The sequence below is a fragment of the Pseudomonas azerbaijanorientalis genome (genome assembly GCF_019139795.1).
GTDB classification, from domain to species: domain Bacteria; phylum Pseudomonadota; class Gammaproteobacteria; order Pseudomonadales; family Pseudomonadaceae; genus Aquipseudomonas; species Aquipseudomonas laurylsulfatiphila.
In genome coordinates this window covers 5293705-5319684 of the sequence record NZ_CP077078.1, presented here as the reverse complement: position 1 = coordinate 5319684, position 25980 = coordinate 5293705, and the positions used below count along the sequence as shown (strand labels likewise).

Annotated in this window: 21 protein-coding genes and 3 pseudogenes; 11 read left to right on the top strand and 13 right to left on the bottom strand. The window is 60.1% G+C overall.

Annotation, left to right across the window (positions count from 1 at the left end; genetic code table 11):
* Positions 1-6: 6 nt before the first annotated feature.
* The 3 genes from KSS91_RS23795 to KSS91_RS23785 form a co-directional block, all read right to left on the bottom strand.
* Positions 7-951, bottom strand: coding sequence for an ornithine cyclodeaminase family protein (locus tag KSS91_RS23795; RefSeq protein ID WP_217836303.1), 945 nt, complete (start codon positions 949-951; stop codon positions 7-9).
* 123 nt (positions 952-1074) lie between these two features.
* The gene (gene rhlB, locus KSS91_RS23790; RefSeq protein ID WP_015096727.1) at positions 1075-2565 is read right to left on the bottom strand and encodes an ATP-dependent RNA helicase RhlB; all 1491 of its coding nucleotides are present in this window, start codon (positions 2563-2565) and stop codon (positions 1075-1077) included.
* A gap of 109 nt (positions 2566-2674) precedes the next feature.
* Entirely contained in the window at positions 2675-3331 is a 657-nt protein-coding gene (locus KSS91_RS23785; protein ID WP_217836302.1) for an alpha/beta hydrolase, read from the bottom strand.
* Between the two features lie 468 nt (positions 3332-3799).
* On the opposite strand from KSS91_RS23785, the gene KSS91_RS23780 reads away from it, so the two are divergent.
* The 6 genes from KSS91_RS23780 (at position 3800) to KSS91_RS23755 (ending at position 10210) form a co-directional block, all read left to right on the top strand.
* The gene (locus KSS91_RS23780) at positions 3800-4831 is read left to right on the top strand and encodes an amino acid ABC transporter substrate-binding protein (protein ID WP_217836301.1); all 1032 of its coding nucleotides are present in this window, start codon (positions 3800-3802) and stop codon (positions 4829-4831) included.
* Between the two features lie 65 nt (positions 4832-4896).
* Entirely contained in the window at positions 4897-6078 is a 1182-nt protein-coding gene (locus tag KSS91_RS23775) for an amino acid ABC transporter permease (RefSeq protein ID WP_217836300.1), read from the top strand.
* A 10-nt stretch (positions 6079-6088) separates the two neighbouring features.
* A complete protein-coding gene (locus KSS91_RS23770; RefSeq protein WP_015096723.1) occupies positions 6089-7186 on the top strand; it encodes an amino acid ABC transporter permease in 1098 nt (365 codons plus the stop codon).
* Between the two features lie 10 nt (positions 7187-7196).
* Positions 7197-7961: an amino acid ABC transporter ATP-binding protein gene (locus tag KSS91_RS23765; protein ID WP_007972685.1), complete on the top strand. Its 765-nt coding sequence runs from the start codon at positions 7197-7199 to the stop codon at positions 7959-7961.
* Positions 7962-8250: 289 nt separating this feature from the next.
* On the top strand, positions 8251-8910 hold the full coding sequence (locus tag KSS91_RS23760) for a FadR/GntR family transcriptional regulator (RefSeq protein ID WP_126047426.1): 660 nt from the start codon (positions 8251-8253) through the stop codon (positions 8908-8910).
* Complete coding sequence (locus KSS91_RS23755) at positions 8900-10210, top strand: CynX/NimT family MFS transporter (RefSeq protein ID WP_217836299.1); 1311 nt, start codon at positions 8900-8902, stop codon at positions 10208-10210. Before KSS91_RS23760 ends, KSS91_RS23755 begins: the two co-directional genes overlap by 11 nt.
* 7 nt (positions 10211-10217) lie before the next feature.
* Here KSS91_RS23755 and KSS91_RS23750 read toward each other — a convergent pair.
* From KSS91_RS23750 to KSS91_RS23735, 4 genes and pseudogenes are all read right to left on the bottom strand, one after another.
* Positions 10218-10868: pseudogene (locus tag KSS91_RS23750) on the bottom strand (DUF1120 domain-containing protein).
* A gap of 78 nt (positions 10869-10946) precedes the next feature.
* Positions 10947-11555: a DUF1120 domain-containing protein gene (locus tag KSS91_RS23745; RefSeq protein ID WP_217836298.1), complete on the bottom strand. Its 609-nt coding sequence runs from the start codon at positions 11553-11555 to the stop codon at positions 10947-10949.
* Between the two features lie 86 nt (positions 11556-11641).
* The gene (locus KSS91_RS23740; RefSeq protein ID WP_217836297.1) at positions 11642-12784 is read right to left on the bottom strand and encodes a DUF1120 domain-containing protein; all 1143 of its coding nucleotides are present in this window, start codon (positions 12782-12784) and stop codon (positions 11642-11644) included.
* A 10-nt stretch (positions 12785-12794) separates the two neighbouring features.
* A pseudogene (locus KSS91_RS23735) lies at positions 12795-14570 on the bottom strand (fimbria/pilus outer membrane usher protein); the annotation flags it as partial.
* Between the two features lie 32 nt (positions 14571-14602).
* Between KSS91_RS23735 and KSS91_RS28390 the strand changes: the two are divergent.
* From KSS91_RS28390 to KSS91_RS23720, 4 genes and pseudogenes are all read left to right on the top strand, one after another.
* A pseudogene (locus KSS91_RS28390) lies at positions 14603-14716 on the top strand (response regulator); the annotation flags it as partial.
* A gap of 110 nt (positions 14717-14826) precedes the next feature.
* The gene (locus KSS91_RS23730) at positions 14827-15297 is read left to right on the top strand and encodes a nuclear transport factor 2 family protein (protein ID WP_217836296.1); all 471 of its coding nucleotides are present in this window, start codon (positions 14827-14829) and stop codon (positions 15295-15297) included.
* Between the two features lie 40 nt (positions 15298-15337).
* A complete protein-coding gene (locus tag KSS91_RS23725; protein WP_015096713.1) occupies positions 15338-15622 on the top strand; it encodes a GIY-YIG nuclease family protein in 285 nt (94 codons plus the stop codon).
* A gap of 84 nt (positions 15623-15706) precedes the next feature.
* On the top strand, positions 15707-16642 hold the full coding sequence (locus KSS91_RS23720) for a glutathione S-transferase family protein (RefSeq protein WP_217836295.1): 936 nt from the start codon (positions 15707-15709) through the stop codon (positions 16640-16642).
* Between the two features lie 107 nt (positions 16643-16749).
* Here the strand turns inward: KSS91_RS23720 and KSS91_RS23715 are convergent, their stop codons facing one another.
* On the bottom strand, positions 16750-17100 hold the full coding sequence (locus KSS91_RS23715; protein ID WP_015096711.1) for a glutaredoxin family protein: 351 nt from the start codon (positions 17098-17100) through the stop codon (positions 16750-16752).
* A complete protein-coding gene (yejK, locus tag KSS91_RS23710; RefSeq protein ID WP_126047407.1) occupies positions 17100-18104 on the bottom strand; it encodes a nucleoid-associated protein YejK in 1005 nt (334 codons plus the stop codon). The genes KSS91_RS23715 and yejK overlap by 1 nt, the downstream gene beginning before the upstream one ends.
* Positions 18105-18500: 396 nt before the next feature.
* Here yejK and KSS91_RS23705 point away from each other — a divergent pair, with 396 nt between their 5' ends.
* Positions 18501-18782 (top strand): HU family DNA-binding protein, encoded by a 282-nt coding sequence (locus KSS91_RS23705; RefSeq protein WP_007905514.1) that lies wholly within the window; start codon positions 18501-18503, stop codon positions 18780-18782.
* Between the two features lie 71 nt (positions 18783-18853).
* Here the strand turns inward: KSS91_RS23705 and rlmF are convergent, their stop codons facing one another.
* From rlmF to KSS91_RS23685, 4 genes are all read right to left on the bottom strand, one after another.
* Complete coding sequence (rlmF, locus tag KSS91_RS23700; protein ID WP_217836294.1) at positions 18854-19882, bottom strand: 23S rRNA (adenine(1618)-N(6))-methyltransferase RlmF; 1029 nt, start codon at positions 19880-19882, stop codon at positions 18854-18856.
* 209 nt (positions 19883-20091) lie between these two features.
* A complete protein-coding gene (locus KSS91_RS23695) occupies positions 20092-22938 on the bottom strand; it encodes a valine--tRNA ligase (RefSeq protein ID WP_217836293.1) in 2847 nt (948 codons plus the stop codon).
* Positions 22939-23178: 240 nt separating this feature from the next.
* A complete protein-coding gene (locus KSS91_RS23690) occupies positions 23179-24495 on the bottom strand; it encodes an MFS transporter (protein WP_217836292.1) in 1317 nt (438 codons plus the stop codon).
* A 242-nt stretch (positions 24496-24737) separates the two neighbouring features.
* On the bottom strand, positions 24738-25979 hold the full coding sequence (locus tag KSS91_RS23685) for an HlyC/CorC family transporter (RefSeq protein ID WP_217836291.1): 1242 nt from the start codon (positions 25977-25979) through the stop codon (positions 24738-24740).
* Between the last annotated feature and the right edge of the window lies 1 nt (position 25980).

Below are 25980 nucleotides of genomic sequence, written 5' to 3'. Positions count from 1 at the left end.
GCGTTGTTAGTGATTCAGCTGGTAGATGGCATTGGCCAGCGCAATGTCTTCCAGGCCCAGGCCGATGGAGCGGAAAAACACATGCCGATCGTAACCGGGGCGCTGGACTTTATCGCTGAGCAGGTCCGGCAGGTCGCCGACAATCGCGCTCTTGTCCCAGCCATGTTGTTCGCCGGCGATCAGCATTTCACCGGCTGCGCCCGGAGTGGTCAGGCGATAGTCGCAGTACACCTGCATGTCATTGAGGCTTTGCGGCGGCACTTCGTGGGCACGCGGCGCGTTGGTACTGATGGAGGTGATCAGCGCCGGTTTGCGCAAGCTCGACGGGTCGATCACCGGACCTGCGGATGAGGTGCAGAGCATGATCACGTCGGCGTCCTGCACGGCAGCTTCGCGACTCTCGACGATGTTCAGGCGTGGCTCGATGTTTTTCAGCAGGCTCACGGTTTGAGCATCATCGCTCAGGTGCGGCGCGTACAGGCTGATGCTCTGCCAGTCGCGCAGGCCTTTCACGTAATGCAGGTGCGCCTGGGCCACTTTGCCGCTGCCGATGATGGCCAGGCGATTGGCAGTCAGCGGCGCGAGGGCATCGACCGCCACGGCGGTGGTCGCGGCGGTGCGTGCGGTGGTCAGTTCACCCGCGTCGCACAGCAACAGCGGCTGGCCGGTGTGCATCGACATCAGCACAGTCCATGCAGTCACCAAGGGTCCCTGCTCACGGACGATGTACGGCGAAGTCTTGATGCCGTACACGCCGTCTTCTGCCAACACACCCAGGTAGTTGATGAAGTCACCGGCGCCCTGGGGAAATTCCACCAGTTGTTGTGCCGGTTGCACGGCTTGCCCGGCCGCCAGGTCACGGAACATTTTGCGCAGGATCTGCGGCACGTCGACCTGAGCCAGCAGCTCGCGAGCCTGGTTCTGGTTGATCACTTGGGGCGTATTGGACATGGTCGGCTCCGGGACTGAAAGTAAACTAATTTGTCCATTATGGACTTTTAGTTGTATCTCACAATATCCGGGCGAAAAAAAAGCGCAGTCCGTTTCCGGCTGCGCTTGTCTTTTCAGCGTCCTTTAGTGTGGGCGCTTGCGCTCAACCGCCCGCAACAGATGCGTCGGTGGTGTTTCACAGCTGATCTTGCGCCCCAGTTTTTCCTCGATGGACGGTAACTGGTAGGAATCGTCTTCACCGGCAAAGCTGATGGACACACCGTCGGCGCCAGCACGACCGGTCCGTCCGATGCGGTGCACGTAGTCGTCCGGCACTTCCGGCAGGGTGAAGTTGATTACGTGACTGATGCCGTCGATGTGGATACCGCGACCGGCCACGTCGGTGGCGACCAGGACGCGGATCTTGCCTTCGCGGAAACCTTCGAGGGTCTTGATGCGCTTGTGCTGCGGTACGTCGCCGGACAGTTGCGCAGCGTTGATGCCGTCGCGCACCAGGCGTTCTTCGATGCGTCGCACTTCATCCTTGCGGTTGGCGAACACGATCACGCGTTCCCAGCCATTGTCGTTGACCAGGTTGTAGAGCAGCTTGTACTTGTCGGCAGCGGCCACGGCGTAGATGTGCTGCTCGACGTTTTCGTTGGCCACGTTGGTGACTTCGATTTCGACGATGGCAGGGTCGGTGGTCCATTGCTTGGCCAGGTTCATCACGTCTTCGGTGAAGGTCGCGGAGAACAGCAGCGTCTGGCGCTCGGCCTTCGGTGGCGTCTGGCGAATGATCTGGCGCACTTGCGGGATGAAGCCCATGTCGAGCATGCGGTCGGCTTCGTCCAGCACCATCACTTCGACCATGTCCAGATGCACGTCGCCGCGCTGGTTGAAGTCCAGCAGGCGGCCCGGCGTGGCCACCAGGATGTCGCAGTGGCGGGCTTCGAGGTGCTTGAGCTGCTTGTCGAAGTCCATGCCGCCGACGAAGGTCATGACGTTGAGGCCGGTGTACTTGGTCAGGTCGGCGGCGTCCTTGGCGATCTGCACCACCAGTTCGCGGGTCGGCGCGATGATCAGCGCCCGTGGCTCACCCATGTAGCGCTCTTTCGGCGGCGGGGTTTGCAGCAACTGGGTGATGATCGAGATCAGGAACGCAGCGGTTTTGCCGGTACCGGTCTGGGCGCGGCCGATGGCATCTTTGCCGGCGAGCGTGAAGCCCAGCACCTGTGCCTGGATCGGTGTGCAATACGGGAAGCCCAGGTCCTGGATGGCGTGCATCAGTTCAGGGGCCAGCTTGAAATCGTGGAAGCGGGTTTTGCCTTCCTGGGGCTCGACAACGAAGTCTTCGAGTTTCCATGGGATGACCGGCGCCTTGGGCTTGGGTTCGCGGCGCGGTTTGGCGGGTTTCGGTGTTTCGCTGAGCGGCTGTTCCGGGGCTGCTATCGCTACAGGCTGGGCAGCGGGTGCGGGCTTGGGCTCATGCTTGGGTGCCGTCGTGGTGGCGGTCCGTTCAGGCTGATTACCGTCGGTGCGGTGGCTGGGAGCGTGAGACGGAGCGCTGGGGACTGGCGCGAGTTGCTCAGTCTCGCTTTTACCGAACATTTTCTTGAGTGCTTTGAGCACGGTCATCTCATCAATTGGTTAAGGAATGTACGCCGGCCAGTGTAATGCAAGAATCGGGCGCGGCGTAGTGGGATGGATCAAAGGGACCTTTAAACAAAGAAAGGAACCTGAAGTATTAACGCAAGCGCTCGGTGAGCCAGGTGCCGATGTCGCGAATTTCCTCGGGTAACACTTCGTGGCCCATTGGGTATTCCTGCCATGTCACGGTGACACCACGATGCTTCAAGTGCTCGTAGGCGCTGCGTCCCATCGAGTTCTGCACCACGTCGTCGTATTGGCCGTGCATCGACAGTACCGGAATGCGCTGCTGGCTGGCGGACAGTTGCAGTTCGTCGCTGAAGGTCGGTGCATAAGTAGAAAGGGCAACGACGCCACCCAGCGGTCCCTGCCACTTCAGAAACGCGGTGTGGAACACCACGGCACCGCCCTGGGAAAAACCGGCCAGAAAAATCCGCGAGGCGTCTATTCCGCTGGCTTTCTGCGATTCGATCAGTTCGATGATCCAGTCGGCAGACTCCTCCAGTTGCTCGCGGTTGATCGCGCGCGCGGGGCTCATGGCCAATATGTCGTACCAGCTCGGCATCTCGTATCCGCCGTTGATGGTGACGGCGCGGCTCGGCGCCTGGGGCAAAACAAAGCGGGTGCTCAACAGGGATTCCTGCAGGGCTTCGGCCACTGGCAGGAAGTCGTAGCGATCGGCACCCAGGCCGTGCAGCCAGATAACGCAGGCGTCTGCGGTCTTGACGGGTTCAAGAATCAAGGGGTTGGTCATGGCTGCTCCAAAAGTGTGCGTGCGCTCTCATTGAGTGCGAGGGCTGAGTGCGTGTCTGGTTGATCAGTTACGAAGATGTCGCAAGGTTACAAGTTTTGCTATTGACCTGCAGCTGAACCGCTTCGGCGAGCGGTGTGGTACGGGCTTTGCTATGGCGAACTCTGTATGAAAAATCCTACGCCTGTCGGTAACACTATCAGGCCGAGGTTGTTAGTGGGATTGAAAAGAATCCGGTGATGGATGTTCGCCAAAGGCCGATACGGGGCTTCGCGAACGTGAAAGGGCTACAGCCCGTTCGGCCGACTGGTGAGAGCGAGTTTTCCATGACGTGGATTTTCTCCTACTAGACTCATAGCTAACGTCTTACGTCGGTTGACCCAAAAACAAGCCAACACGGGTCGACTACGCCTCAAAAGGGTGCGACAGGACTCACGCTCCGACACAACAAGAGCAAAACTGGAGGTTTGAATGAAGATGTTGAAATCCACCCTGGCTATCGTGACTGCAGCCGCGGTACTCGGTGTCAGCGGGTTTGCCCAGGCGGGCGCAACCCTGGATGCAGTGATGAAAAAAGGTTTCGTGCAGTGTGGCGTCAGCGATGGTCTGCCAGGCTTCTCGGTTCCGGATTCCACCGGCAAGATCGTCGGTATCGATGCTGACTACTGCCGTGCAGTGGCGGCGGCTGTCTTCGGCGACGCGACCAAGGTCAAGTTCAGCCAGTTGAACGCCAAGGAGCGCTTCACCGCGCTGCAGTCCGGCGAAATCGACATTCTGTCGCGCAACACCACAATGACCAGCTCCCGTGATGCGGGCATGGGCTTGAAATTCCCGGGCTTCATCACTTACTACGACGGCATCGGCTTCCTGGTAAACAACAAGCTGGGCGTGAAAAGCGCTAAAGAGCTGGACGGTGCAACCATCTGCATCCAGGCCGGTACCACTACCGAGCTGAACGTTTCCGACTACTTCCGCGGCAACGGCCTGAAATACACCCCGATCACCTTCGACACCTCCGACGAAAGCGCCAAGTCGCTGGAATCCGGTCGTTGCGACGTACTGACCTCCGACAAATCCCAGCTGTTCGCCCAGCGCAGCAAGCTGGCTTCGCCGAAGGACTACGTGGTTCTGCCGGAAACCATTTCCAAGGAGCCTCTGGGCCCGGTCGTGCGTAATGGCGACGACGAGTGGCTGGCCATCGCGCGCTGGACTGGCTACGCCATGCTCAACGCTGAAGAAGCCGGCATCACTTCGAAGAACGTCGAAGCCGAAGCCAAGGGCACCAAGAACCCGGATGTTGCCCGTCTGCTGGGTACCGACGGTGAATACGGCAAAGACCTGAAAGTGAAGAAAGACTGGGTCGTGCAGATCGTCAAGCAAGTGGGTAACTACGGCGAAGTGTTCGAGAAAAACCTCGGCAAGAGTACTCCGCTGGAAATCGACCGCGGGCTGAACGCTCTGTGGAACGCTGGCGGCATTCAATACGCACCACCAGTGCGCTGATGGTTCTATCACCCGGTGGGCCAACCACCGGGTGATGTTCTGTTCCATTATTTCCGGGGCACTTCATGCAAAATTCAATCGGCGCACCTAAGCAGAGGCTCAGCCTCAGCGATCCACGAGTGCGTGCGTGGGTATTCCAGATCATCACGATTATCGGGGTGGTCTCGCTGGGCTGGTATCTGTTCGATAACACCCAGACCAACCTGCAGCACCGGGGCATTACCTCCGGTTTCGACTTTCTCGAGCGCAGTGCCGGTTTCGGCATCGCTCAACACCTGATCGACTACACCGAAGCGGACACATACGCCCGGGTGTTTGTCATCGGCCTGCTCAACACGCTGCTGGTGACCTTCATCGGCGTGATCCTGGCGACGATCCTGGGTTTCATCGTGGGTGTGGCGCGGCTGTCGAAGAACTGGATCATCGCCAAAGTGGCGACGGTGTACGTGGAAGTCTTCCGTAACATTCCGCCGCTGCTGCAGATCCTGTTCTGGTACTTCGCGGTGTTCCTGACCATGCCTGGGCCGCGTAACAGCCACAACTTCGGCGATACCTTCTTCGTCAGCAGCCGTGGTCTGAACATGCCGGCGGCGCTGATGGCGGATGGTTTCTGGCCGTTTGTGATCAGCGTTGTAGTCGCCATCGTCGCCATCGTGCTGATGTGCCGCTGGGCCAACAAGCGCTTCGAAGCCACCGGCGTGCCATTCCACAAGTTCTGGACCGGCCTGGCCTTGTTCCTGGTGATTCCGGCCCTTTGCGCGCTGGTTTTCGGCGCCCCTGTGCACTGGGAAATGCCGCAGCTCAAGGGCTTCAACTTCGTGGGCGGTTGGGTACTGATCCCGGAACTGCTGGCCTTGACCCTGGCGCTGACGGTGTACACCGCGGCGTTCATCGCCGAGATCGTGCGTTCGGGCATCAAGTCGGTCAGCCACGGCCAGACCGAAGCGGCGCATTCCCTCGGCCTGCGCAATGGTCCGACCCTGCGCAAGGTGATCATCCCGCAAGCCCTGCGCGTGATCATTCCACCGCTGACCAGCCAATACCTGAACCTGGCGAAGAACTCCTCGCTGGCGGCCGGTATCGGTTATCCGGAAATGGTCTCGCTGTTCGCAGGAACGGTGCTGAACCAGACCGGCCAGGCGATCGAGGTGATTGCGATCACCATGAGCGTGTACCTGGCGATCAGTATCAGCATTTCCCTGCTGATGAACTGGTACAACAAGCGCATTGCGCTGATCGAGCGGTAAGGAAAAGCGCATGAGCACTCATACTTTCAAACCTGACATGCCCCCTCCGAGCAGCAGCATCGGTGTGGTGGCGTGGATGCGCGCGAACATGTTCTCCAGCTGGCTCAACACGCTGTTGACCCTGTTTGCGTTCTATCTGATTTACCTGGTTGTCCCGCCGATCCTGCAGTGGGCGATCCTCGATGCCAACTGGGTTGGCACCAGCCAGGCCGACTGCACCAAGGAGGGCGCCTGCTGGGTGTTCATCCAGCAGCGCTTCGGCCAGTTCATGTACGGCTACTACCCGCCGGAACTGCGCTGGCGCGTCGACCTGACCGTGTGGCTGGCGATCGTTGGCGTGGCGCCGTTGTTCATCTCGCGCTTTCACCGCAAGGCCGTGTATGGCCTGAGCTTCCTGGTGCTGTACCCGATCATTGCCTGGTGCTTGCTGCACGGCGGCGTCTTCGGCCTGACCCAGGTGGCGACCAGCCAATGGGGCGGCCTGATGCTGACCCTGGTGATCGCCACCGTCGGCATCGCCGGTGCCTTGCCGCTGGGGATTGTCCTTGCCCTGGGGCGTCGATCGAACATGCCGGCGATTCGAGTGGTCTGCGTGACCTTCATCGAGTTCTGGCGCGGCGTGCCGTTGATCACGGTGCTGTTCATGTCCTCGGTGATGCTGCCGCTGTTCCTGCCTGAAGGCATGAATTTCGACAAGCTGCTGCGGGCGCTGATCGGCGTGATCCTGTTCCAGTCGGCCTACGTGGCCGAGGTGGTGCGCGGTGGTCTGCAAGCGATTCCCAAGGGGCAGTACGAAGCGGCTGCAGCGATGGGGCTGGGCTACTGGCGCAGCATGGGCTTGGTGATTCTGCCGCAAGCCCTGAAGCTGGTGATCCCCGGCATCGTCAACACCTTCATCGCGCTGTTCAAGGACACGAGCCTTGTGATCATCATCGGCCTGTTCGATCTGCTCAACAGCGTCAAGCAAGCCGCCGCCGATCCGAAATGGCTGGGCATGGCCACCGAAGGCTATGTGTTCGCGGCCCTGGTGTTCTGGATTTTCTGTTTTGGTATGTCGCGCTATTCCATGCATCTGGAACGCAAGCTCGACACAGGCCACAAGCGTTAGGAGTTCTTTTATGAGCGAAGCAAATAAAAAGCCTGTGAGCCCTGAAGGCATTATTCAGATGCAGGGCGTGAACAAGTGGTACGGCCAGTTCCACGTGTTGAAAGACATCAACCTCAACGTCAAGCAGGGCGAGCGTATCGTGTTGTGCGGCCCGTCGGGTTCCGGCAAGTCCACCACTATCCGCTGCCTCAACCGCCTGGAAGAACACCAGCAGGGCCGCATCGTGGTCGATGGCGTGGAACTGACCAACGACCTCAAGCAGATCGAAGCGATCCGCCGCGAAGTCGGCATGGTGTTCCAGCATTTCAACCTGTTCCCGCACCTGACCATCCTGCAGAACTGCACGCTGGCGCCGATGTGGGTGCGCAAGATGCCCAAGCGCAAGGCCGAGGAAATCGCCATGCACTATCTGGAACGCGTACGCATTCCGGAGCAGGCGCATAAGTACCCGGGGCAGTTGTCCGGCGGTCAGCAACAGCGTGTGGCGATCGCCCGCGCGCTGTGCATGAAGCCGAAAATCATGCTGTTCGACGAGCCGACGTCGGCACTCGACCCGGAGATGGTGAAAGAGGTACTGGACACCATGATCGGCCTGGCCGAAGACGGCATGACCATGCTCTGCGTGACCCACGAAATGGGCTTCGCCCGCACCGTGGCCAACCGCGTGATCTTCATGGACAAGGGCGAAATCGTCGAACAGGCCGCGCCGAACGACTTCTTCGATCACCCACAGAATGATCGCACCAAGCTGTTCCTGAGCCAGATCCTGCATTGATCGAGCCCAGGCACTGAAATAAACCCGGACTGAGTTCCGGGTTTATTTTTGCCCGCGATTTAACGTCCGAATGCAAAACCCTGTGGGAGCGGGCTTGCTCGCGAAAGCGGAGTGTCAGGCAACATACTCGTTGAATGTTAAGCCGCCTTCGCGAGCAAGCCCGCTCCCACAGGGGGTTGTGCTACCGACTCCATTGATCACGCGCCAATTCTGAACGGTTGCCCTCTTGGAATATGTTGACTAACATGACAGAAAATTCATCCTATGATTGGATGAGAGGGCGAATTCCATGTCAGAAATCTCTCCGTTGGTAAAACGATCCTTGGTCGATCAGGCTCTGGACCAACTGCGCCAGCGTATCAACCAGGGTATCTGGGTAGTTGGCCAGCGTTTGCCCACCGAGCCCGAGTTGTCGGCGGAACTGGGCATCAGCCGCAACACCGTGCGCGAAGCCATGCGCGTGTTGGCGTTTTCCGGGTTGATCGAAATCCGCCAGGGTGACGGCAGTTACCTGCGGGCGGTGGTCGATCCGCTCGATACCCTGAAGGCGTTGTCCCGTTGCTCCCTTGAGCAGGCCCGGGAAACCCGGCACATCCTCGAAGTCGAGGCCATCGGCCTGGCAGCCATGCGCCGCACCGATGAAGACCTGGTGGCATTGCGCGAGGCGCTGGGTGTCAGCGGCAGTCACTACCACGGCGATCTCGACACCTACATCGCCTGCGATCTGGTGTTCCACCGCCGCCTGGTGGACGCCGCGCACAACCCGACTCTCAGCGAGTTGTATCGCTATTTCTCCAGCGTCGTCGGCGCGCAGTTGCGCCAGACCCTGAGCATCGTCCCGCGCCGCCAGGAAGTGTTCGACCTGCATATCGAGTTGCTCGATGCCGTCGAACAACGCGACCCGGAGCGGGCCAAATCCTTGTCGAGGCAGTTGATCAATGAACCTTGAAACCGGGAAGTCGATACCGCGCAGTAATTTATCCACAGCCGCAAAACGTTCGGCAGAGCTGGAAGAACTGCTGATCGATGCCGAGGCCGATGACGAACAGGTTCAGCAGACCCACCCGGTTCTGCGCCGGCCGTGGCTGTTGCTGCTGGGCCTGATTCTGGTGGCGCTGAACCTGCGCCCGGCGCTGTCGAGCATGGCGCCGATGCTCAGCGACGTCTCGAAGTCCCTCGGCTTGTCGGCGTCGGCGGCAGGATTGCTGACCACGTTGCCGGTGCTTTGCCTTGGCCTGTTTGCGCCGCTGGCTCCGCTGCTGGCCAGACGTTTTGGGGCTGAGCGGGTGGTGCTGGGCATTCTTCTGACACTGGCTGGCGGGATCATCCTGCGCAGTTCATTCGGTGGGATCGGCTTGTTTGCCGGCAGTGTGCTGGCCGGTGCCAGCATCGGCGTGATCGGTGTGTTGCTGCCAGGCATCGTCAAGCGCGATTTCCCGAAACAGGCCGGGACCATGACCGGCGTCTACACCATGGCCCTTTGCCTGGGTGCGGCGATGGCGGCGGGTGCGACCGTGCCGCTGAGCGAGCACTTCGACAAGCGCTGGGAGCTGGGCCTCGGTTTCTGGGTTGTTCCGGCATTGGCGGCGGCGCTGTTCTGGCTGCCGCAAGTCAGCCAGAAACACGGCGCGCACAACGTTGCCTACCGCGTTCGAGGCTTGCTGCGCGATCCGCTGGCCTGGCAAGTAACCTTGTACATGGGCCTGCAATCGTCCCTGGCCTACATCGTGTTCGGCTGGTTGCCGTCGATCCTGATCGGTCGCGGCCTGACCCCGACCCAGGCCGGGCTGGTGCTGTCGGGTTCGGTGATCGTGCAACTGGCCAGCTCCCTTGCGGCACCCTGGCTGGCGACTCGCGGCAAGGACCAGCGCCTGGCAATCGTGATCGTGATGGTCCTGACCCTCGGTGGTCTGTTCGGTTGCCTGTATGCGCCGATCGAAGGCTTGTGGGGGTGGGCGATCGTGCTGGGGCTGGGGCAGGGCGCCACGTTCAGCCTGGCCTTGACCCTGATCGTGTTGCGTTCGCGGGACTCCCACGTCGCCGCGAACCTGTCGAGCATGGCCCAGGGTTTTGGTTACACCCTGGCGTCCATGGGACCGTTCGCGGTCGGTATCGTGCATGACTGGACCGGTGGCTGGACGGCGGTGGGCTGGATCTTCGGCGTCATCGGCCTGGGTGCGATCATCGCCGGTCTCGGCGCCGGGAGGGCGCTGTATGTGCAAGTCAGCAGCGAGAGAATTCAACCGTGACGGATGTCTATAAATAGACAACCTCCAGGGTCGCGGAACCGTCGATTATTGCATCGTCACTCAGGTCCAGCGTTGAAGTGGGGGCAATGACGGCGACGAGAGTGACCCGGCTGCTCAGGTTCTTGATCTCGACAGGACCTGCGGTGCTGCCCGCCAAATCGATGAAGCCCAGCCAGCTGTTGGCGGCAATCGGTATGGGGCTGGAGCTGGATGTACTCCACGCCCGCCCGCCAGTGGTGGAGTCGGTTCGATACACTTGCGGCAGAGCGTCCGCTACGGTGCGGTCAGGATCGAAGTGCAGTGAGTACAGACCGATCCTGTTGCCGCTGCGGTCGAAATTCAGACCGTAGTAGATCTCACTGTTGACGATGGCCGAGCCTTCGCGGTTATCCCGCATGATCAATGCAAAAGGCGCCGCTGTGTTGCAGCTGATGCTGAGGTCGAGGAACTCGTCACGCAGTTGCGTCCTTGTGTCGACGTTCAGGTCCTGTCGGGAAACTTTTCCGTAGTCGACAAGACCGTTGTTGGAGAAAGTCGGGGTGCAGGCGACCGGGGTGATGGTGCCTTTGACCAAGAGTTAATTGGGGGGCACCGCAACGGCAGCAGTCGCTGTGCCCATCAGCAGTCCAGTGGTCAGGGCCATGGGAATACGCTTCATCGATAAATTCCTTTTTTTCGTAGAAGTTTAGGCGCTGAACCGTTCATTCAGGCAACGAACGGTTCAGTGCCTTGGCCCTTAGTAGTACGCCACTTCGAACGTTGCGGAGCCGTCAATGGTGACGTCCTGGTCCAGGGGCAGCCCGTCGGCGGGGGCGATATAGGTATCGACCCTAAAATCAAAGGTGACAACTTCTGCATCAATCGGTGAGGTGCCGCCAATAGCGGCAACGGACAAGTAACGTCCCGGTTTGGCAGAGGTTGCTTTCGACCAGTTCTCCTCGTCTATTGAGTCGATTGGGTCCAGCGGTGTTGCACCGTCCTTGACACTCAGAATTTCGGGGTAAAAGTAGCCCAACTTTTCTGAGTTGTTGGTCAGACCAAGGCCAAACCAATCACCAGTTGATGTCTCGCGTCGATTGTCAATTGGATTCAGTGAGAACCTTTGTGGAGCACTGCAGGTTACGACCAGTTGAATGTTATTTTCCCTGATCTTTTTATGGGTGTCTGGATTAAGCTCTTTGGACGAAATCTTGCCTAGTTCGATGGTGCCATTATTGGAGAAGACCGGCGTGCAAGCGACTGGAATGATAGTGCCTTTGACCTCCAGGGTATTGTCCACCGCGAAGGCCTGAGGGGCGGTGCTGATCACAGCTGTTGTAGCAAATGCTGCGAGGTATTTTTTCATGGATAAAGCTTCCTTTCTTTAGTTGTTGGCCTTGAATGTTCCGAGGGGCGTAAGTGCCCCGCGGCTTCAACAAGGCAGGGTGGGTGTTACGGGTATAGAATTTCGATCGTCCCCGAGCCGTCGAGGTGAACGGCAGTGCTCAGGTCCAGGCTATTGGTGGGGGCAATGACGGCCTCGACCGTCACCGTAGTGGTGAGGTTCTGGATAAAGGCCGGGCCTGCGGTGCTGCCGGCCCTGTCCGTAAAGCCCAGGTAACTTCTCTGGGCGAACGGAATCGGGTTCGAACTGGAGGTTCTCCAGGCCGCGCCCTGGGTGGTGGAGTAGGTTTGATACAGGCGGGCGAAGCTGTCGGCGCTGGCGTTAGCGGGATCGACATTGAGTGAGTACAGGCCGATCTTGTTGCTGCGGTGATCCAGACCCAGCCCGTAGTAAATCTCGCTGTTGTCCGTTGCCGAGCCAGGGCGGTTGTCATGCATGACCAGGGCAAACTCCGTCGGGGCGTCGCAGTCAACCCGCAGGGTCAAATCCTTGGGTGGCAGTGGGGTGTTTTTGTCAGCGTTCAGATCGTTTTTCGTTAGCTGACCGAAGTTCACCAGGCCGCCATTGGACAGATCCACTTTGCACGCGGTGGGGGCGAAACTGGCGCGCAGGGTTATCTCACTTGAGCGACCCGTCGCGACCGCGTCGAACAGGCCGGTGGTTTCCCAGGTTACGGCGTCACGTACCTGCAGCGCTTTCTCCGACGCCCAGGCAGTCAGCTCCAGTTGTGCTGAAAGACTTTGCCCTTGCGCCGCCACACCGCCCCGAACCGGAACGATGGCCTGCTGCGGTTGCCAAAGCAGACTCGAAGTGGTTGCTTCAGGTACCTGGCCGACGGCAGAAATCAGGCCCAGGTCCACCGGTTGTCCATCGAGCACGGCGTCACTCATGCGCACGGCATAGCTGCCGTGTTCGGCAAAGCGAAAGCGCTCGGCGGTCGCGGCCATGGCGCGGTAGAACAGGGTCATGTCAGTGGGTTGGGGGCAGCTCAGGTTCAGGCTCAGGCGGCGCTCGCCCAGGGGGCGCTCTGCGGAGCCATTGGCGCATATGGCCCGATTCGTCAAACCGTAATCGAGTACCGGCTGACTCAGGGTGAGCTTGCATTCATCGGCGAGGGCCCAGGCGTGCGGCGCAAGTCCGCTCAACATCAACGTGCCGAGTGTTAACAACAGAGTGTGGGACAGCTTCATGGGGAGATCCTCAAAGTGTGTGGCACCGGGCGTCGGCGGTCTCGTAATACACCTGGGTATTGGCCTTGGCCGGCAGTTCGAAACGCAGCTCGCAGCGCTCCAGCTCTGGTGCGGTTATCCACAGCTCGCGGATGTTCAGTGCGTTGGGCAGAAACACCAATCCACCTTCTTGAGCGAGCGTGATGAACTCACCGTCTGCGCTGCTTACCGTCGCGCCACGGGGCAGGGGGGCACCGTCGTCCGTGGTGACTTTGAGCAGGGCACCGCGGGTCAAGGTGACGCCGAACTCGACCTTGTCGACGGCCCCGCGTCCGGCGGAAACCACGGCCAGTCCGTTGTTGATATCGAGGTTGCGCGGCAGCGAGCGGGTGTCGACTTCTACCGGGCTGCGCCCATAGGCGCTCACTTGAGGCACAACGGCCTGACCTTTCCAGTCGGTCCAGACCGGACCGCTTGGGGTCGAGACTTTGATGGCGCTTTCGTCGCCAACCGAAAGCAGCGCGAAGGTGTCCTGTACGGCGTACGGCGATAACGTCAGGCCGTCGCCGTGCAGAACGGCACCGCCACGCGCACCAATCTGGTAGCTGGAGCGTTCGGCATCGGAGCGGGTGTAGTTCAAGTCCAGTTGGCTGTAGCGCGGCAGCAGGGAAACCCCTGCGGAGGACTGCACTTGTTTGTCTCGTGTGTCGTGCTCAACACCGACCCGGTAGCTCAACTGGTCGTTGATCTGCTCGTTCAAGCCGACACCGCCGCGGTATTCGCCAGCGGAATGGCGTACCCAGGTGCGCGCCCGGCGACGTTCACCCAGTGGAATGCTGAGGCTCAGATAAACACTGTCGTCGCTACGTTGGGTGCCGCTGACTTGCCATTGCGCGGTGGCCGACACCGACACGTCGCCAATCCGGGTGCCCCAGGACGCCAGGGCGCGGCTGCTGTTTTGCCCGTCGAATGTCGTTGAGCGATTGAAGCCGCTGCTGAACGCGCCAAACCCGGGGTGTGACCAGGTCAGCGACAGGCTCTGCTGATCGCGGTAGCGCGACGGGCTACGCTCCGACTGAGTATCGAACACCGCCTCGGACAAGTCGCGATAGCCGAAAGTCCGGTTCGAGGTTGCGGCATTGATCGACCACTGTTCACCCAAACGTTGCGAAACATTCAGATCGACCTGAAGCCCCCTGTCGGCCTGACGGGTGCTGGTGTCGGCCGCTTGCAGGGTGGTCCGGATCTGTGTGGCGTGCCCTGGCAGCAGGCTCAGGCCAGCGCCCGTAGCACGGTAATCGGCGGTGCCGGTGGCACCGGTGCTGAGCAGGACATTCGGGTTGAGTGCTCCACTCCAGCCACCGCTGATCACCCAGGGGTCACCGCTCCGGGCATCGCCGAGACTGCGTACCTGGCCGGCGGCCAACGAAAAGCCGGGAGCCGGCAGGTCAACGCCGAGCATGGCGACGGGGACTGTGAAGCGTTGCTCGCTGCCATCCGCTTCCTTGACGGTGACTTCAACATCGGAGCGACTGTCGAGCCGACGTACGTTACTCAGGGAAAACGGTCCGGCCGGTACCACTGTCGAGTGGATCAGCGAACCGTTCTGGCGTATTTCGACCTGGGCCTGGCTGCGGGCAATCCCTTCGATGGGATTGCCTTGGCCTTCAACCTGGAGCGCCTGCTCGGTCATGAGCTGAACGCCGGTGATCTGCGCGCCGGCCAGTACCGGGTTGTAGAGATTGACCTGACCGGCTTGAAGCACTGTTTCGTGGCTGGTAAAGAAGCGCTGGGCGTAAGCCGCCAGGGAACGGTCAAAGCACAAGTCGCCCTCCCGGCTTCAATCGCAGCGTGTCGACCATCAGTAAACAAAAGAAAATGGCCATGCACCGGTTAGGTGTTTGCACGGACGTTGATCTTTTTTCCTACGCCCGGGACAGCGGAATGATGTGAATAGTCATCGCGTTATTTTCGTCGTGAATGCCGATAGTGTTCGATGCATTTGCAGACTATCGTGCAGGCACTGTTTCGAAGTCACCATGCAAACCCAGGGGAACCCGCAGATGAGTGAAGCCCATAGCGCCTTGATCACCCGTTTCTACCAGGCTTTCCAGCGCCTGGATGCCGAAGCCATGGCTGCCTGCTACACCGATGATGTGGTGTTCAGTGACCCGGCGTTCGGTGAGCTTCGCGGTCGCGATGCCGGTGACATGTGGCGCATGCTGACTACTCGGGCCAAGGATTTTTCCCTGACCTTCGATCATGTTCACGCCGACGGGTGCACCGGTGGTGCCCATTGGGTGGCGACCTACCTGTTCAGCCAGACCGGCAACACCGTGGTCAACGACATCCAGGCGCGCTTCGTCTTTCGCGACGGCAGGATTTGCGAGCATCACGACAGCTTTGATCTCTGGACCTGGTCACGACAGGCATTGGGTTTCAAAGGTCTGCTGCTGGGCTGGACGCCACTGGTGCGCAACGCCGTTCGCGCCCAGGCGTTGAAGGGGCTGAAGGCATTTCAGGCCGGTCGCTGATAAGATCGCGGCTCGTTTCCTTTCAAGCCTTGATCGTGCCGTGACCACCCCAAGCGAGTCTCCCGTCAGCAAGCCCTGGTTCGTCTACCTCGTTCGCGCGGCCAATGGTTCGCTGTATTGCGGGGTCAGCGATGATCCCGTGCGCCGCTTCGCCAAGCATCAAAGTGGCAAGGGTGCACGGTTCTTTCTGTCCAGCCCGGCCATGGCGCTGGTCTACACCGAACTTTGTCGCGACAAAAGCGAAGCGCTGCGCCAGGAACGGCTGATCAAGAAACTGCGCAAAAGCGCCAAGGAATGTCTGGTCGCGTCTTATCAATCTGGCTGATCGGCTCCCATCAGGCACATCTGTAGGCTGCCAACCGATTGCGCGCTAAGCTGCGGATTCCTAATTTGTGCGGCGGAGCCGAGCATGTCCGAGTTGATTCTTCATCATTACCCGACGTCCCTCTTTGCCGAAAAGGCCCGCTTGTTGCTGGGCTTCAAGGGCTTGTCATGGCGTTCGGTGAAGATCTCGCCAGTGATGCCCAAACCGGACCTTACGGCATTGACCGGTGGCTACCGCAAGACACCGGTGTTGCAGGTCGGTGCTGATATTTATTGCGATACGGCATTGATTGCCCGGCGACTGGAGCAGGAAAAAGCCTTGCCGGCGTTCTTTCCGCAAGGTCAGGAAATGATCACCGCGTCGTTTGCAGCATGGGCTGACTCTGTTGTGTTCCAGCACGCGGTCAGCCTGGTGTTCCAGCCGGAATCGATTGCGGTGCGTTTTGGCAATTTATCGCCGGAAGCGATCAAGGCGTTTCTGGCCGACCGTGCCGGTTTGTTCAGTGGTGGTAGCGCGACAAAATTGTCTACCGAACAGGCCAAGCATCAGTGGCCAACGATCATGTCGCGGCTGGAGCTGCAGTTGCAGCGTGAAGAGGGTGATTTCCTGTTCGGTGAACCGTCGATTGCCGACTTTGCCCTGGCCCATTGCCTCTGGTTCCTCAAGGCCACACCGGTGACGGCTCCGCTGGTCGAGGCTTACCCGGCAGTCAATGCGTGGCACTCTCGGGTATTGGGCTTTGGTCATGGCGCCTCCAGCGAGATGACGTCCGAAGAGGCGCTGGAGGTGGCGCGCAGGTCCACGCCAGCGGCATTGCCGGATGAGCAGTTCGTCGATCCCAACGGATTCACGGCGGGTCAGCAGGTGGTCATCGCGGCCACGGACTATGGCGTTGATCCGGTCGCGGGAGAGCTGCTGTTTGCCGGCAGCGAAGAGTTGATTGTGCGGCGCAAGGACGAACGTGGCGGCTTGGTGCATGTGCACTTCCCGCGGTTTGGTTTCCGTATCGAAGCCATCTGACCTTTGTAGGAGCGAGCTTGCTCGCGAAGATCGTGAACGATAACGCGTAAAACCGGATGCCCAGCGGCGCCCATGGTTTTTTCGCGAGCAAGCTCGCTCCTACAGGGTTACTTCAACGCCGCCAGAATCGCATCCGGGTCATACCCGCGAATCAGGGTTCCGTTCACATCGATGATCGGAATTCCGCCACCACCCAAGGCCTCGTAATCCTTGCGCGCGACGGCATCCTTCTCGATATCGAATTCCTTGTACGGAATGCCTTTCTGATCGAGAAACCGCCGGGTCAGTTTGCAGTAACCACACCATTCGGTGGCGTAGAGCACGACGTTGGCCTTTGTCTGCGTCTGCTCTGACACCACTTGCGAAGGGTTGAAGACCCGCTCGATCTTGCCCCAGTTCTGGTAAGCCACAACCACCAGCAGGATCAGCAGGAATTTTTTCAGGACGCCGCCGAGCATCAGTTGCGACGCTTCAGCTGATCGGTGAGCGAGGTGGGCAGGCCCTTGATGATCAGCGTGCCGGCTTCTTCGTCGTACTCGATCTTCGAACCCAGCAGGTGTGCTTCGAAACTGATCGACAAGCCTTCGGCGCGGCCGGTGAATCGACGGAACTGGTTCAGGGTGCGTTTATCGGCCGGGATTTCCGGCGACAGGCCGTAGTCCTTGTTGCGAATGTGGTCGTAGAAGGCCTTCGGGCGTTCCTCGTCGATCAGCCCCGACAATTCCTCCAGGCCCATCGGCTCACCGAGCTTGGCCTGGCTGCTGGCGTAATCCACCAGGGTCTTGGTCTTCTCGCGGGCGTCGTCTTCCGGCAGGTCTTCGCTTTCAACGAAATCACTGAAGGCCTTGAGCAGGGTGCGGGTTTCACCCGGACCGTCGACGCCTTCCTGGCAGCCGATGAAGTCGCGGAAATACTCCGAAACCTTTTTGCCGTTCTTGCCTTTGATGAACGAAATGTACTGCTTGGATTGTTTATTGTTCTGCCACTCGGAAACGTTGATCCGCGCCGCCAGGTGCAATTGGCCCAGGTCCAGGTGACGGGACGGGGTCACGTCCAGTTCATCGGTCACGGCCACGCCTTCGCTGTGGTGCAGCAGGGCGATGGCCAGGTAGTCGGTCATGCCTTGCTGATAGTGTGCGAACAGCACATGGCCGCCGACGGACAGGTTCGATTCTTCCATCAGTTTTTGCAGGTGCTCGACCGCCACGCGGCTGAACGCCGTGAAATCCTGGCCGCCCTCGAAGTACTCCTTCAGCCAGCCGCTGAACGGAAATGCACCGGATTCCGGATGGAACAAGCCCCAGGCTTTACCCTGTTTGGCGTTATAGCTTTCGTTGAGGTCGGCGAGCATGTTCTCGATGGCCGCGGACTCAGCCAGTTCGGAGTCACGGGCATGGAGAACTGCAGGTGTGCCGTCGGGTTTTTTGTCGATCAGGTGGACGATGCAATGACGGATCGGCATGGGCTTCTCGGCTGAATGAGGAGAGGAGGGCGTGCTCCCCCGAAAAAGCGCTCAGTGTACCGCAACCACTGGTTTTGGCGCGGCGCGAAGGGCAATTGGCAGGCGACCGACGGTTCTTATGCGTTTTTTTCATGTTTTAGCGCAATAAAGCTGACCAAATGGGTAGCTAGAGGCGGATATTTCCACGTCTGTGTGCTAGCTTTGCCCGGTCTTGCGCGAAGTCACTGCGTTAAGCGTGCAGTCAGCATTTGTCAGGTCGAACCAAACCCTGATTTCGGTATCTATAACCCCGATCCCGAGGTTATTTGGCCGAGGGTGCCGGATCCAGAAGATCGGGCTCGATGGCTGACATTGCACTCTGCAATCCATATGAATTTGATAGGGAAGGAACACTAAATGGCTCTTACTAAAGACCAACTGATCGCCGACATCGCTGAAGCTATCGACGCGCCGAAAACCACCGCGCGTAACGCTCTGGACCAACTGGGCCAAATCGTTGCCGATCAGCTGGAAAACGGCGGCGAAATCACTCTGCCAGGCATCGGCAAGCTGAAAGTGACTGAGCGTCCTGCCCGTACCGGCCGTAACCCTTCGACTGGCGCTGCCATCGAAATCGCTGCCAAGAAAGTGATCAAGCTGGTTGTGGCCAAAGGCCTGACCGACGCTGTTAACAAGTAAGACTTGTTAAGAAAAGCCGTGCGCCGGAGCGATCCGGGCACGGTTTTTTTATGGGCGCGATAAAGCGCTCGCTACGCTTGAGCGTTGCTCCAGCGTGCCTGACGCCAGGCCTGTTGCTGCGCCTGGGTCTGAAAGGTCCAGGCGACGAAGCGGCTCTGCTTCTGTCCCTGACCCATTTCCACCACCCGACTGTCCAGCGCGCCGGCCTTGGTCAGGGCCGTCTGGATCGCCGGCAGGTTCGACGCTTTTGACACCAGCGTGCTGAACCACAGCACTTGTTGCGCCACCTGCACGCTCTCGCTGACCAGTTGCGTGACGAAACGCACTTCCCCGCCCTCACACCACAGTTCCGCCGCCTGCCCGCCAAAGTTCAGCACCGGCAGCTTGCGTTTCGGATCGGCCTTGCCCAGGGCTCGCCATTTGCGCGTACTGCCCCGCGTGGCCTCATCCAGCGAGGCGTGGAATGGCGGGTTGCACATGGTCAGGTCGAACCGCTCTGCACTCTCCAGCAGGCCTGTGAGGATCTGCTTGGGATTGTTCTGCTGGCGTACCTGGATTGCCTTGTTCAAGCCATTGGATTGAATGATGGCCTTCGCCGCAGCGATGGCGGTCGCATCAATGTCGGAGCCAAGGAATTGCCAGCGATAATCGCTGTAACCGATCAGCGGATAAACGCAGTTGGCGCCCATGCCGATGTCCAGCACCTTCACGGCAGCACCACGGGGGATCGCTCCGTCATTCCCGCTGGCCAGCAGGTCGGCGAGGAAGTGCACGTAATCGGCACGGCCTGGCACTGGCGGACACAGGTAGTCGGCGGGGATGTCCCAGTGAGCGATGCCATAGAATGACTTGAGCAGCGCCCGGTTGAACACCCGTACGGCCTCCGGGCTGGCGAAGTCGATGCTTTCCTTGCCGTACGGATTGATGATCACGAATTTTTTCAGTTCCGGCGTGCTTTTGATTAGCGCCGGAAAGTCGTAGCGACCCTGATGGCGATTGCGCGGGTGCAGGCTGGCCTTCTCACGCGGCGCCGCGGATTTGGCCGCAGGCGCGGATTCAGGCTTTTTGCGCGCAGGTTTTGGTGTGCGGGGGGCGGTCATGGCGGTGGTCGATTCGGGTATGGCTAAAAGTGGCGGGCATTGTCCCACATCCAGGTGTTCCCTGTAGGAGCTGCGCAGGCTGCGATCTTTGATCTTGCTTTTAAAAACAAAATCAAAGATCGCAGCCTGCGGCAGCTCCTACAGGGAGGGGGGCAGCGGCATAAAAAAGGGAGGCCACTTGGGCCTCCCTTTTTCATTGCGATCCGCCGTTACAGGCTGGCAATCCGCGCATGCTGCTCGGCCAACTTGCCCAGGGCCTGTTCAGCCTCGGCCAGTTTGGCGCGTTCCTTTTCGATGACTTCGGCTGGCGCCTTGTCGACGAAACCGGCGTTGGACAGCTTACCGCCGACACGTTGCACTTCACCCTGCAGACGCTGGATTTCCTTGTCCAGACGCGCCAGCTCCGCACCTTTGTCGATCAGGCCGGCCATTGGCACCAGCACTTCCATCTCGCCGACCAGTGCGGTGGCGGACAGTGGTGCTTCTTCGCCGGTAGCCAACACAGTGATCGATTCGAGGCGCGCCAGCTTCTTCAGCAAGGCTTCGTTCTCGGTCAGGCGGCGCTGGTCCTCGGCGCTGACGTTCTTCAGGAACAGCGGCAGCGGTTTGCCCGGGCCGATGTTCATTTCGCCACGGATGTTACGGGTGCCGAGCATCAGGCCCTTGAGCCATTCGATGTCGTCTTCGGCCGCCTGATCGATGCGTGTTTCGTTGGCCACTGGCCAAGGTTGCAGCATGATCGTCTTGCCTTCGATGCCGGCCAGCGGCGCGATGCGCTGCCAGATTTCTTCGGTGATGAACGGCATGAACGGGTGCGCCAGGCGCAGGGCGACTTCCAGTACGCGCACCAGGGTGCGACGTGTGCCGCGCTGGCGTTCAACCGGAGCGTTTTCGTCCCACAGCACAGGCTTGGACAGTTCCAGGTACCAGTCGCAGTACTGGTTCCAGATGAACTCGTACAGCGCTTGTGCCGCCAGGTCGAAACGGAATTGGTCGAGTTGGCGGGTCACTTCGGCTTCGGTGCGTTGCAGCTGCGAAATGATCCAGCGGTCAGCCAGGGACAGCTCATAGGCTTCGCCGTTCTGGCCGCAGTCTTCGCCCTTGTCCAGCACGTAGCGCGCCGCGTTCCAGATCTTGTTGCAGAAGTTGCGATAGCCCTCGACGCGGCCCATGTCGAACTTGATGTCGCGACCAGTGGACGCCAGCGAGCAGAAGGTGAAGCGCAGGGCGTCGGTGCCGTAGCTGGCGATGCCTTCGGCGAACTCGTCGCGGGTCTGCTTCTCGATCTTCTTCGCCAGTTTCGGCTGCATCATGCCGGAGGTGCGCTTCTGCACCAGGGCTTCGAGCTCGATACCGTCGATGATGTCCAGCGGGTCCAGGACGTTGCCCTTGGACTTGGACATTTTCTGGCCCTGGCCGTCACGCACCAGGCCGTGAACGTACACCGTCTTGAACGGAACCTGCGGCGTGCCGTCTTCGTTTTTCACCAGATGCATGGTGAGCATGATCATCCGGGCGACCCAGAAGAAAATGATGTCGAAGCCAGTCACCAGGACGTCGGTGGAGTGGAATTTCTTCAGGAATTCGGTTTTTTCCGGCCAGCCGAGAGTGGAGAAGGTCCACAGGCCCGAGCTGAACCAGGTGTCGAGAACGTCGTTGTCCTGTTGCAGCGCAACGTCCGGGCCGAGGTTGTGCTTTGCACGCACTTCGGCTTCGTCGCGACCGACGTAGACCTTGCCCGACTCGTCGTACCAGGCCGGAATGCGGTGGCCCCACCAGAGTTGACGGCTGATGCACCAGTCCTGGATGTCGCGCATCCACGAGAAATACATGTTTTCGTACTGTTTCGGCACGAACTGGATGCGGCCGTCTTCAACGGCGGCGATCGCAGGTTCGGCCAAAGGCTTGGTGGACACGTACCACTGGTCGGTCAGCCACGGTTCGATGACGGTGCCGGAACGGTCGCCTTTCGGCACTTTCAGGGCGTGATCGTCAACGCTGACCAACAGGCCGGCAGCGTCGAACGCGGCCACGATCTGCTTGCGCGCTTCGAAGCGGTCGAGACCGGCGTATTCGACCGGGATCTTGCCGTCGATGGTCTCGTTCAGCGTGCCGTCGAGGTTGAACACCTGACAGGCCGGCAGAACGGTGGCGTTCTTGTCGAAGATGTTCAGCAGCGGCAGGTTGTGACGCTTGCCGACTTCGTAGTCGTTGAAGTCGTGGGCCGGGGTGATTTTCACGCAGCCGGTGCCGAATTCAGGGTCGCAGTAATCGTCGGCGATGATCGGGATGCGGCGGCCAACCAGTGGCAGCTCGACAAATTTACCGATCAGGGCTTTGTAGCGTTCGTCGTTCGGGTTCACCGCGACGGCGGAGTCGCCGAGCATGGTTTCGGGGCGAGTGGTCGCGACGATCAGGAAATCGTTGCCTTCAGCAGTCTTGGCGCCGTCGGCCAGCGGGTATTTCAGGTTCCACAGGAAACCTTTCTCGTCGTGGTTTTCCACTTCGAGGTCGGAAATCGCCGTGTGCAGCTTGGTGTCCCAGTTGACCAGGCGCTTGCCGCGGTAGATCAGGCCGTCTTCGTGCAAACGAACGAACGCTTCTTTCACGGCTTCCGAGAGGCCGTCGTCCATGGTGAAGCGCTCGCGGCTCCAGTCGACGGACGAGCCGAGGCGACGGATCTGACGGCTGATGTTGCCACCGGACTCATCCTTCCATTCCCAGACTTTCTCGAGGAATTTTTCGCGGCCCAGGTCGTGGCGGCTCTGGCCCTTGGCTTCGAGCTGACGCTCGACCAGCATCTGTGTGGCGATACCGGCGTGGTCGGTGCCCGGCTGCCACAGGGTGTTGCGACCCTGCATGCGGCGGAAACGAATCAGGGCGTCCATGATCGCGTTGTTGAAGCCGTGACCCATGTGCAGGCTGCCGGTGACGTTCGGCGGCGGGATCATGATGGTGTAGGACTCGCCCGCGCCTTGCGGGGCGAAGTAATTCTCTGACTCCCAGGTGTTGTACCAGGAAGTTTCAATGGCGTGCGGCTGGTAGGTCTTATCCATGCGCGGCGGGACCCTATTGGCATTTATTCAGGAAAAGCCGGGAAGTATAGCGGGGATGAGCCGATGCGCGTAGAGCGAGGTGACAATGGGCTTGGGAAAAGTTGTGGTTTTTTCGGGAGGCGTTTTGTCTGCAATGACGCCATCGCGGGCAAGCCACGCTCCCACAGGATCAGTGTCGATCACAAAATAGTGGTTCGACAAAAGACCTGTGGGAGCGGGCTTGCCCGCGAAAGCGATCTGTCAGGCGACCTGATTCAAATCGTTATGCCGTGTTTCCTTCAGGCACAGCACCGCAATCAAACTCAGCACCGCGGCCCCGGACACATAACCGCCGACGTAGCCCAGTCCGCCCATCGCCACCAGTTTCTGGGCGAAGAACGGCGCTGCGGAGGCGCCCACGATACCGCCCAGGTTGTAGGCCGCCGAGGCTCCGGTGTAGCGCACGTGGGTGGGGAACAGTTCCGGCAGCAGCGCGCCCATGGGCGCAAATGTCACGCCCATCAGAAACAGTTCGATGCACAGGAACAACGCCACACTCCAGGTCGAACCTTGGGTCAGCAGCGGTTCCATGAGGAAGCCGGACAGGATCGCCAGCACGCCGCCGACGATCAGCACCGGCTTGCGCCCGTAACGGTCGCTGGCCCAGGCCGACAGCGGGGTGGCGGCCGCCATGAACAGCACCGCGAAGCACAGCAGGCCGAGGAAGGTTTCGCGGCTGTAGCCGAGCGTTGCTACGCCGTAGCTCAGGGAAAACACCGTAGAGATGTAAAACAGCGCATAGCACACCACCATCGCGCCGGCGCCCAGCAAGACTGGCATCCAGTATTGGCCGAACAGCTCGAACAGCGGGATCTTCACCCGTTCCTGGCGCGCCATGGCGTTGGCGAATACCGGGGTCTCATGCAGCTTGAGGCGCACGTACAGGCCGACCATCACCAGTGCGGCGCTGAGCAGGAACGGAATACGCCAGCCCCATGAGCGGAACTGTTCATCGTCCAGCACCACGGCCAGGGTCAGGAACAGGCCGTTGGCCGCCAGGAAGCCAATGGATGGACCCAGCTGCGGGAACATGCCGAACCAGGCGCGCTTGCCTTTCGGCGCGTTCTCCGTGGCCAGCAATGCCGCGCCACCCCATTCACCGCCCAGCCCCAGGCCCTGGCCGAAGCGCAGGATGCACAGCAGGATCGGTGCCCAGGCGCCAATGCTGTCGTATCCCGGCAGCACGCCGATCAGTGTGGTGCACACGCCCATCAATAGCAGCGAGGCGACCAGGGTCGACTTGCGGCCGATACGGTCGCCAAAGTGGCCGAAAAGGGCCGAACCCAAGGGGCGGGCGAGGAAGGCGATGCCGAACGTGAGAAACGCCGACAGCATCTGGGCGGTGCCAGATGTCTGAGGAAAGAACACCGGGCCAATCACCAGCGCCGCGGCAGTGGCATAGACATAGAAATCGTAGAACTCGATGGCGGTACCGATGAAGCTTGCAGTGGCCACGCGGGTGGCGGAGTTCGTCGGTTGTGCAGGTGTGGAGTCGCTGTAAGTCGTGCTGGTCGTCATGCGGTGATCCCTGACAGTCATGTGCCCCAGTGGAGCGAATTATTATGGTCGAGAACCCAGGGATGTGGGCTTAACGCAGAGTGCGGGTGGCACGGGGTATGGCGGGGCTTGGGTAAGCGGTTCGATTATAGGAAGGTGGCTAACGATTCAACAAGCGCAAAAGATCGCAGCCTGCGGCAGCTCCTACAGGGGGGGGCGCGCTCCGATGTAGGAGCTGCCGCAGGCTGCGATCTTTCAACAATCTAACGGGAGGGTAAAGCAGTGGGAGCCGGGTTGGTTGGCCAAATCAACACCCGCGTGACACGGTTGTCCTCAGTCGCGAGAATTTCCAGTCGATAGCGGCCGATTTTCAGGCATACAGGGCAGTCCGGGATGGTTTCCAGCGCCTCGGTGACCAAGCCGTTCAGGGTTTTCGGGCCATCGCTGGGCAGGTGCCAGCCGAGGCTCTTGTTCAGTTCGCGGATGGACGCGGCGCCGTCGATCACCAGGCGTCCGTCTGCTTGCGGGTGAATGTGCGGGTTGTCCAGGCTGTGCTGGCTTTCGAACTCGCCGACGATTTCTTCGAGAATGTCTTCCAGGGTGACGATGCCCAGCACTTCGCCGTATTCATCGACCACCATGCCCAGGCGTCGCTGCTGTTTGTGAAAGTTGAGCAGTTGCAGCTGCAGCGGGGTGCTTTCCGGCACGAAGTACGGCTCGTGACTGGCCGCCAGCAAGGCTTCCCTGGTCAGGCTTGCATCGGGCAACAAGTGCAGGATATGCCGGGTGTTGAGGACGGCTTCGACCTGGTTGATATCACTGTGAAACACCGGCAGGCGCGTACGCTTGTTGTGGCGCAATTGTTCGATGATTTCTTCGATGGAGTCATCGAGATTGATGCCGTCCACATCGCTGCGCGGTACCAGGATGTCATTGACGGTGATGTTGTCCAGTGCGTGGATGCCTGGCAGCGCGTGAGGGCGGCTTACGGTTTCGGAGGGTGCATGCCGCTCCGTCAGTGCTTCGTCCTCACTCTGTTGCACCACTTTGGCCTTACGGACGAATGGGCGCGTCAGCAACCGGCTGATGCTGGTGAGCAGCCATGCCGCGGGATAGATGATTTTCAGCGGTAACCGTAGCAGGTTGTTGCCCTGGGCCAGGATCGCCTCCGGATAGCGAGCGGCGAGGGTGCGTGGCAAGTAGTCGGAAAACACCAGTAGCATGGCGCCCGCCCCGAGGCAGGCGACCCACGGGCCGTTCTCGGCCCAGGTGAAAATGGCCAGCAAGGTGCTGATGACCACCACGAGTGCACGGCACAGTGTGTTGCAAAAAATCAGGCTGGCCAGGGGGAAGTTGAGTTTCGCCACCGGTTTGTCGCTGGAACGCGTTGCGGTGCGCTGGGCCAGCAAATGCTGGTGCGCCGCCTCGATGGCGGTAAACAGCCCCGACCATAAAACCAGCAGGGTCACTACCGCGAGCATCGGCCCTATGGGCAAGTCGTCCATT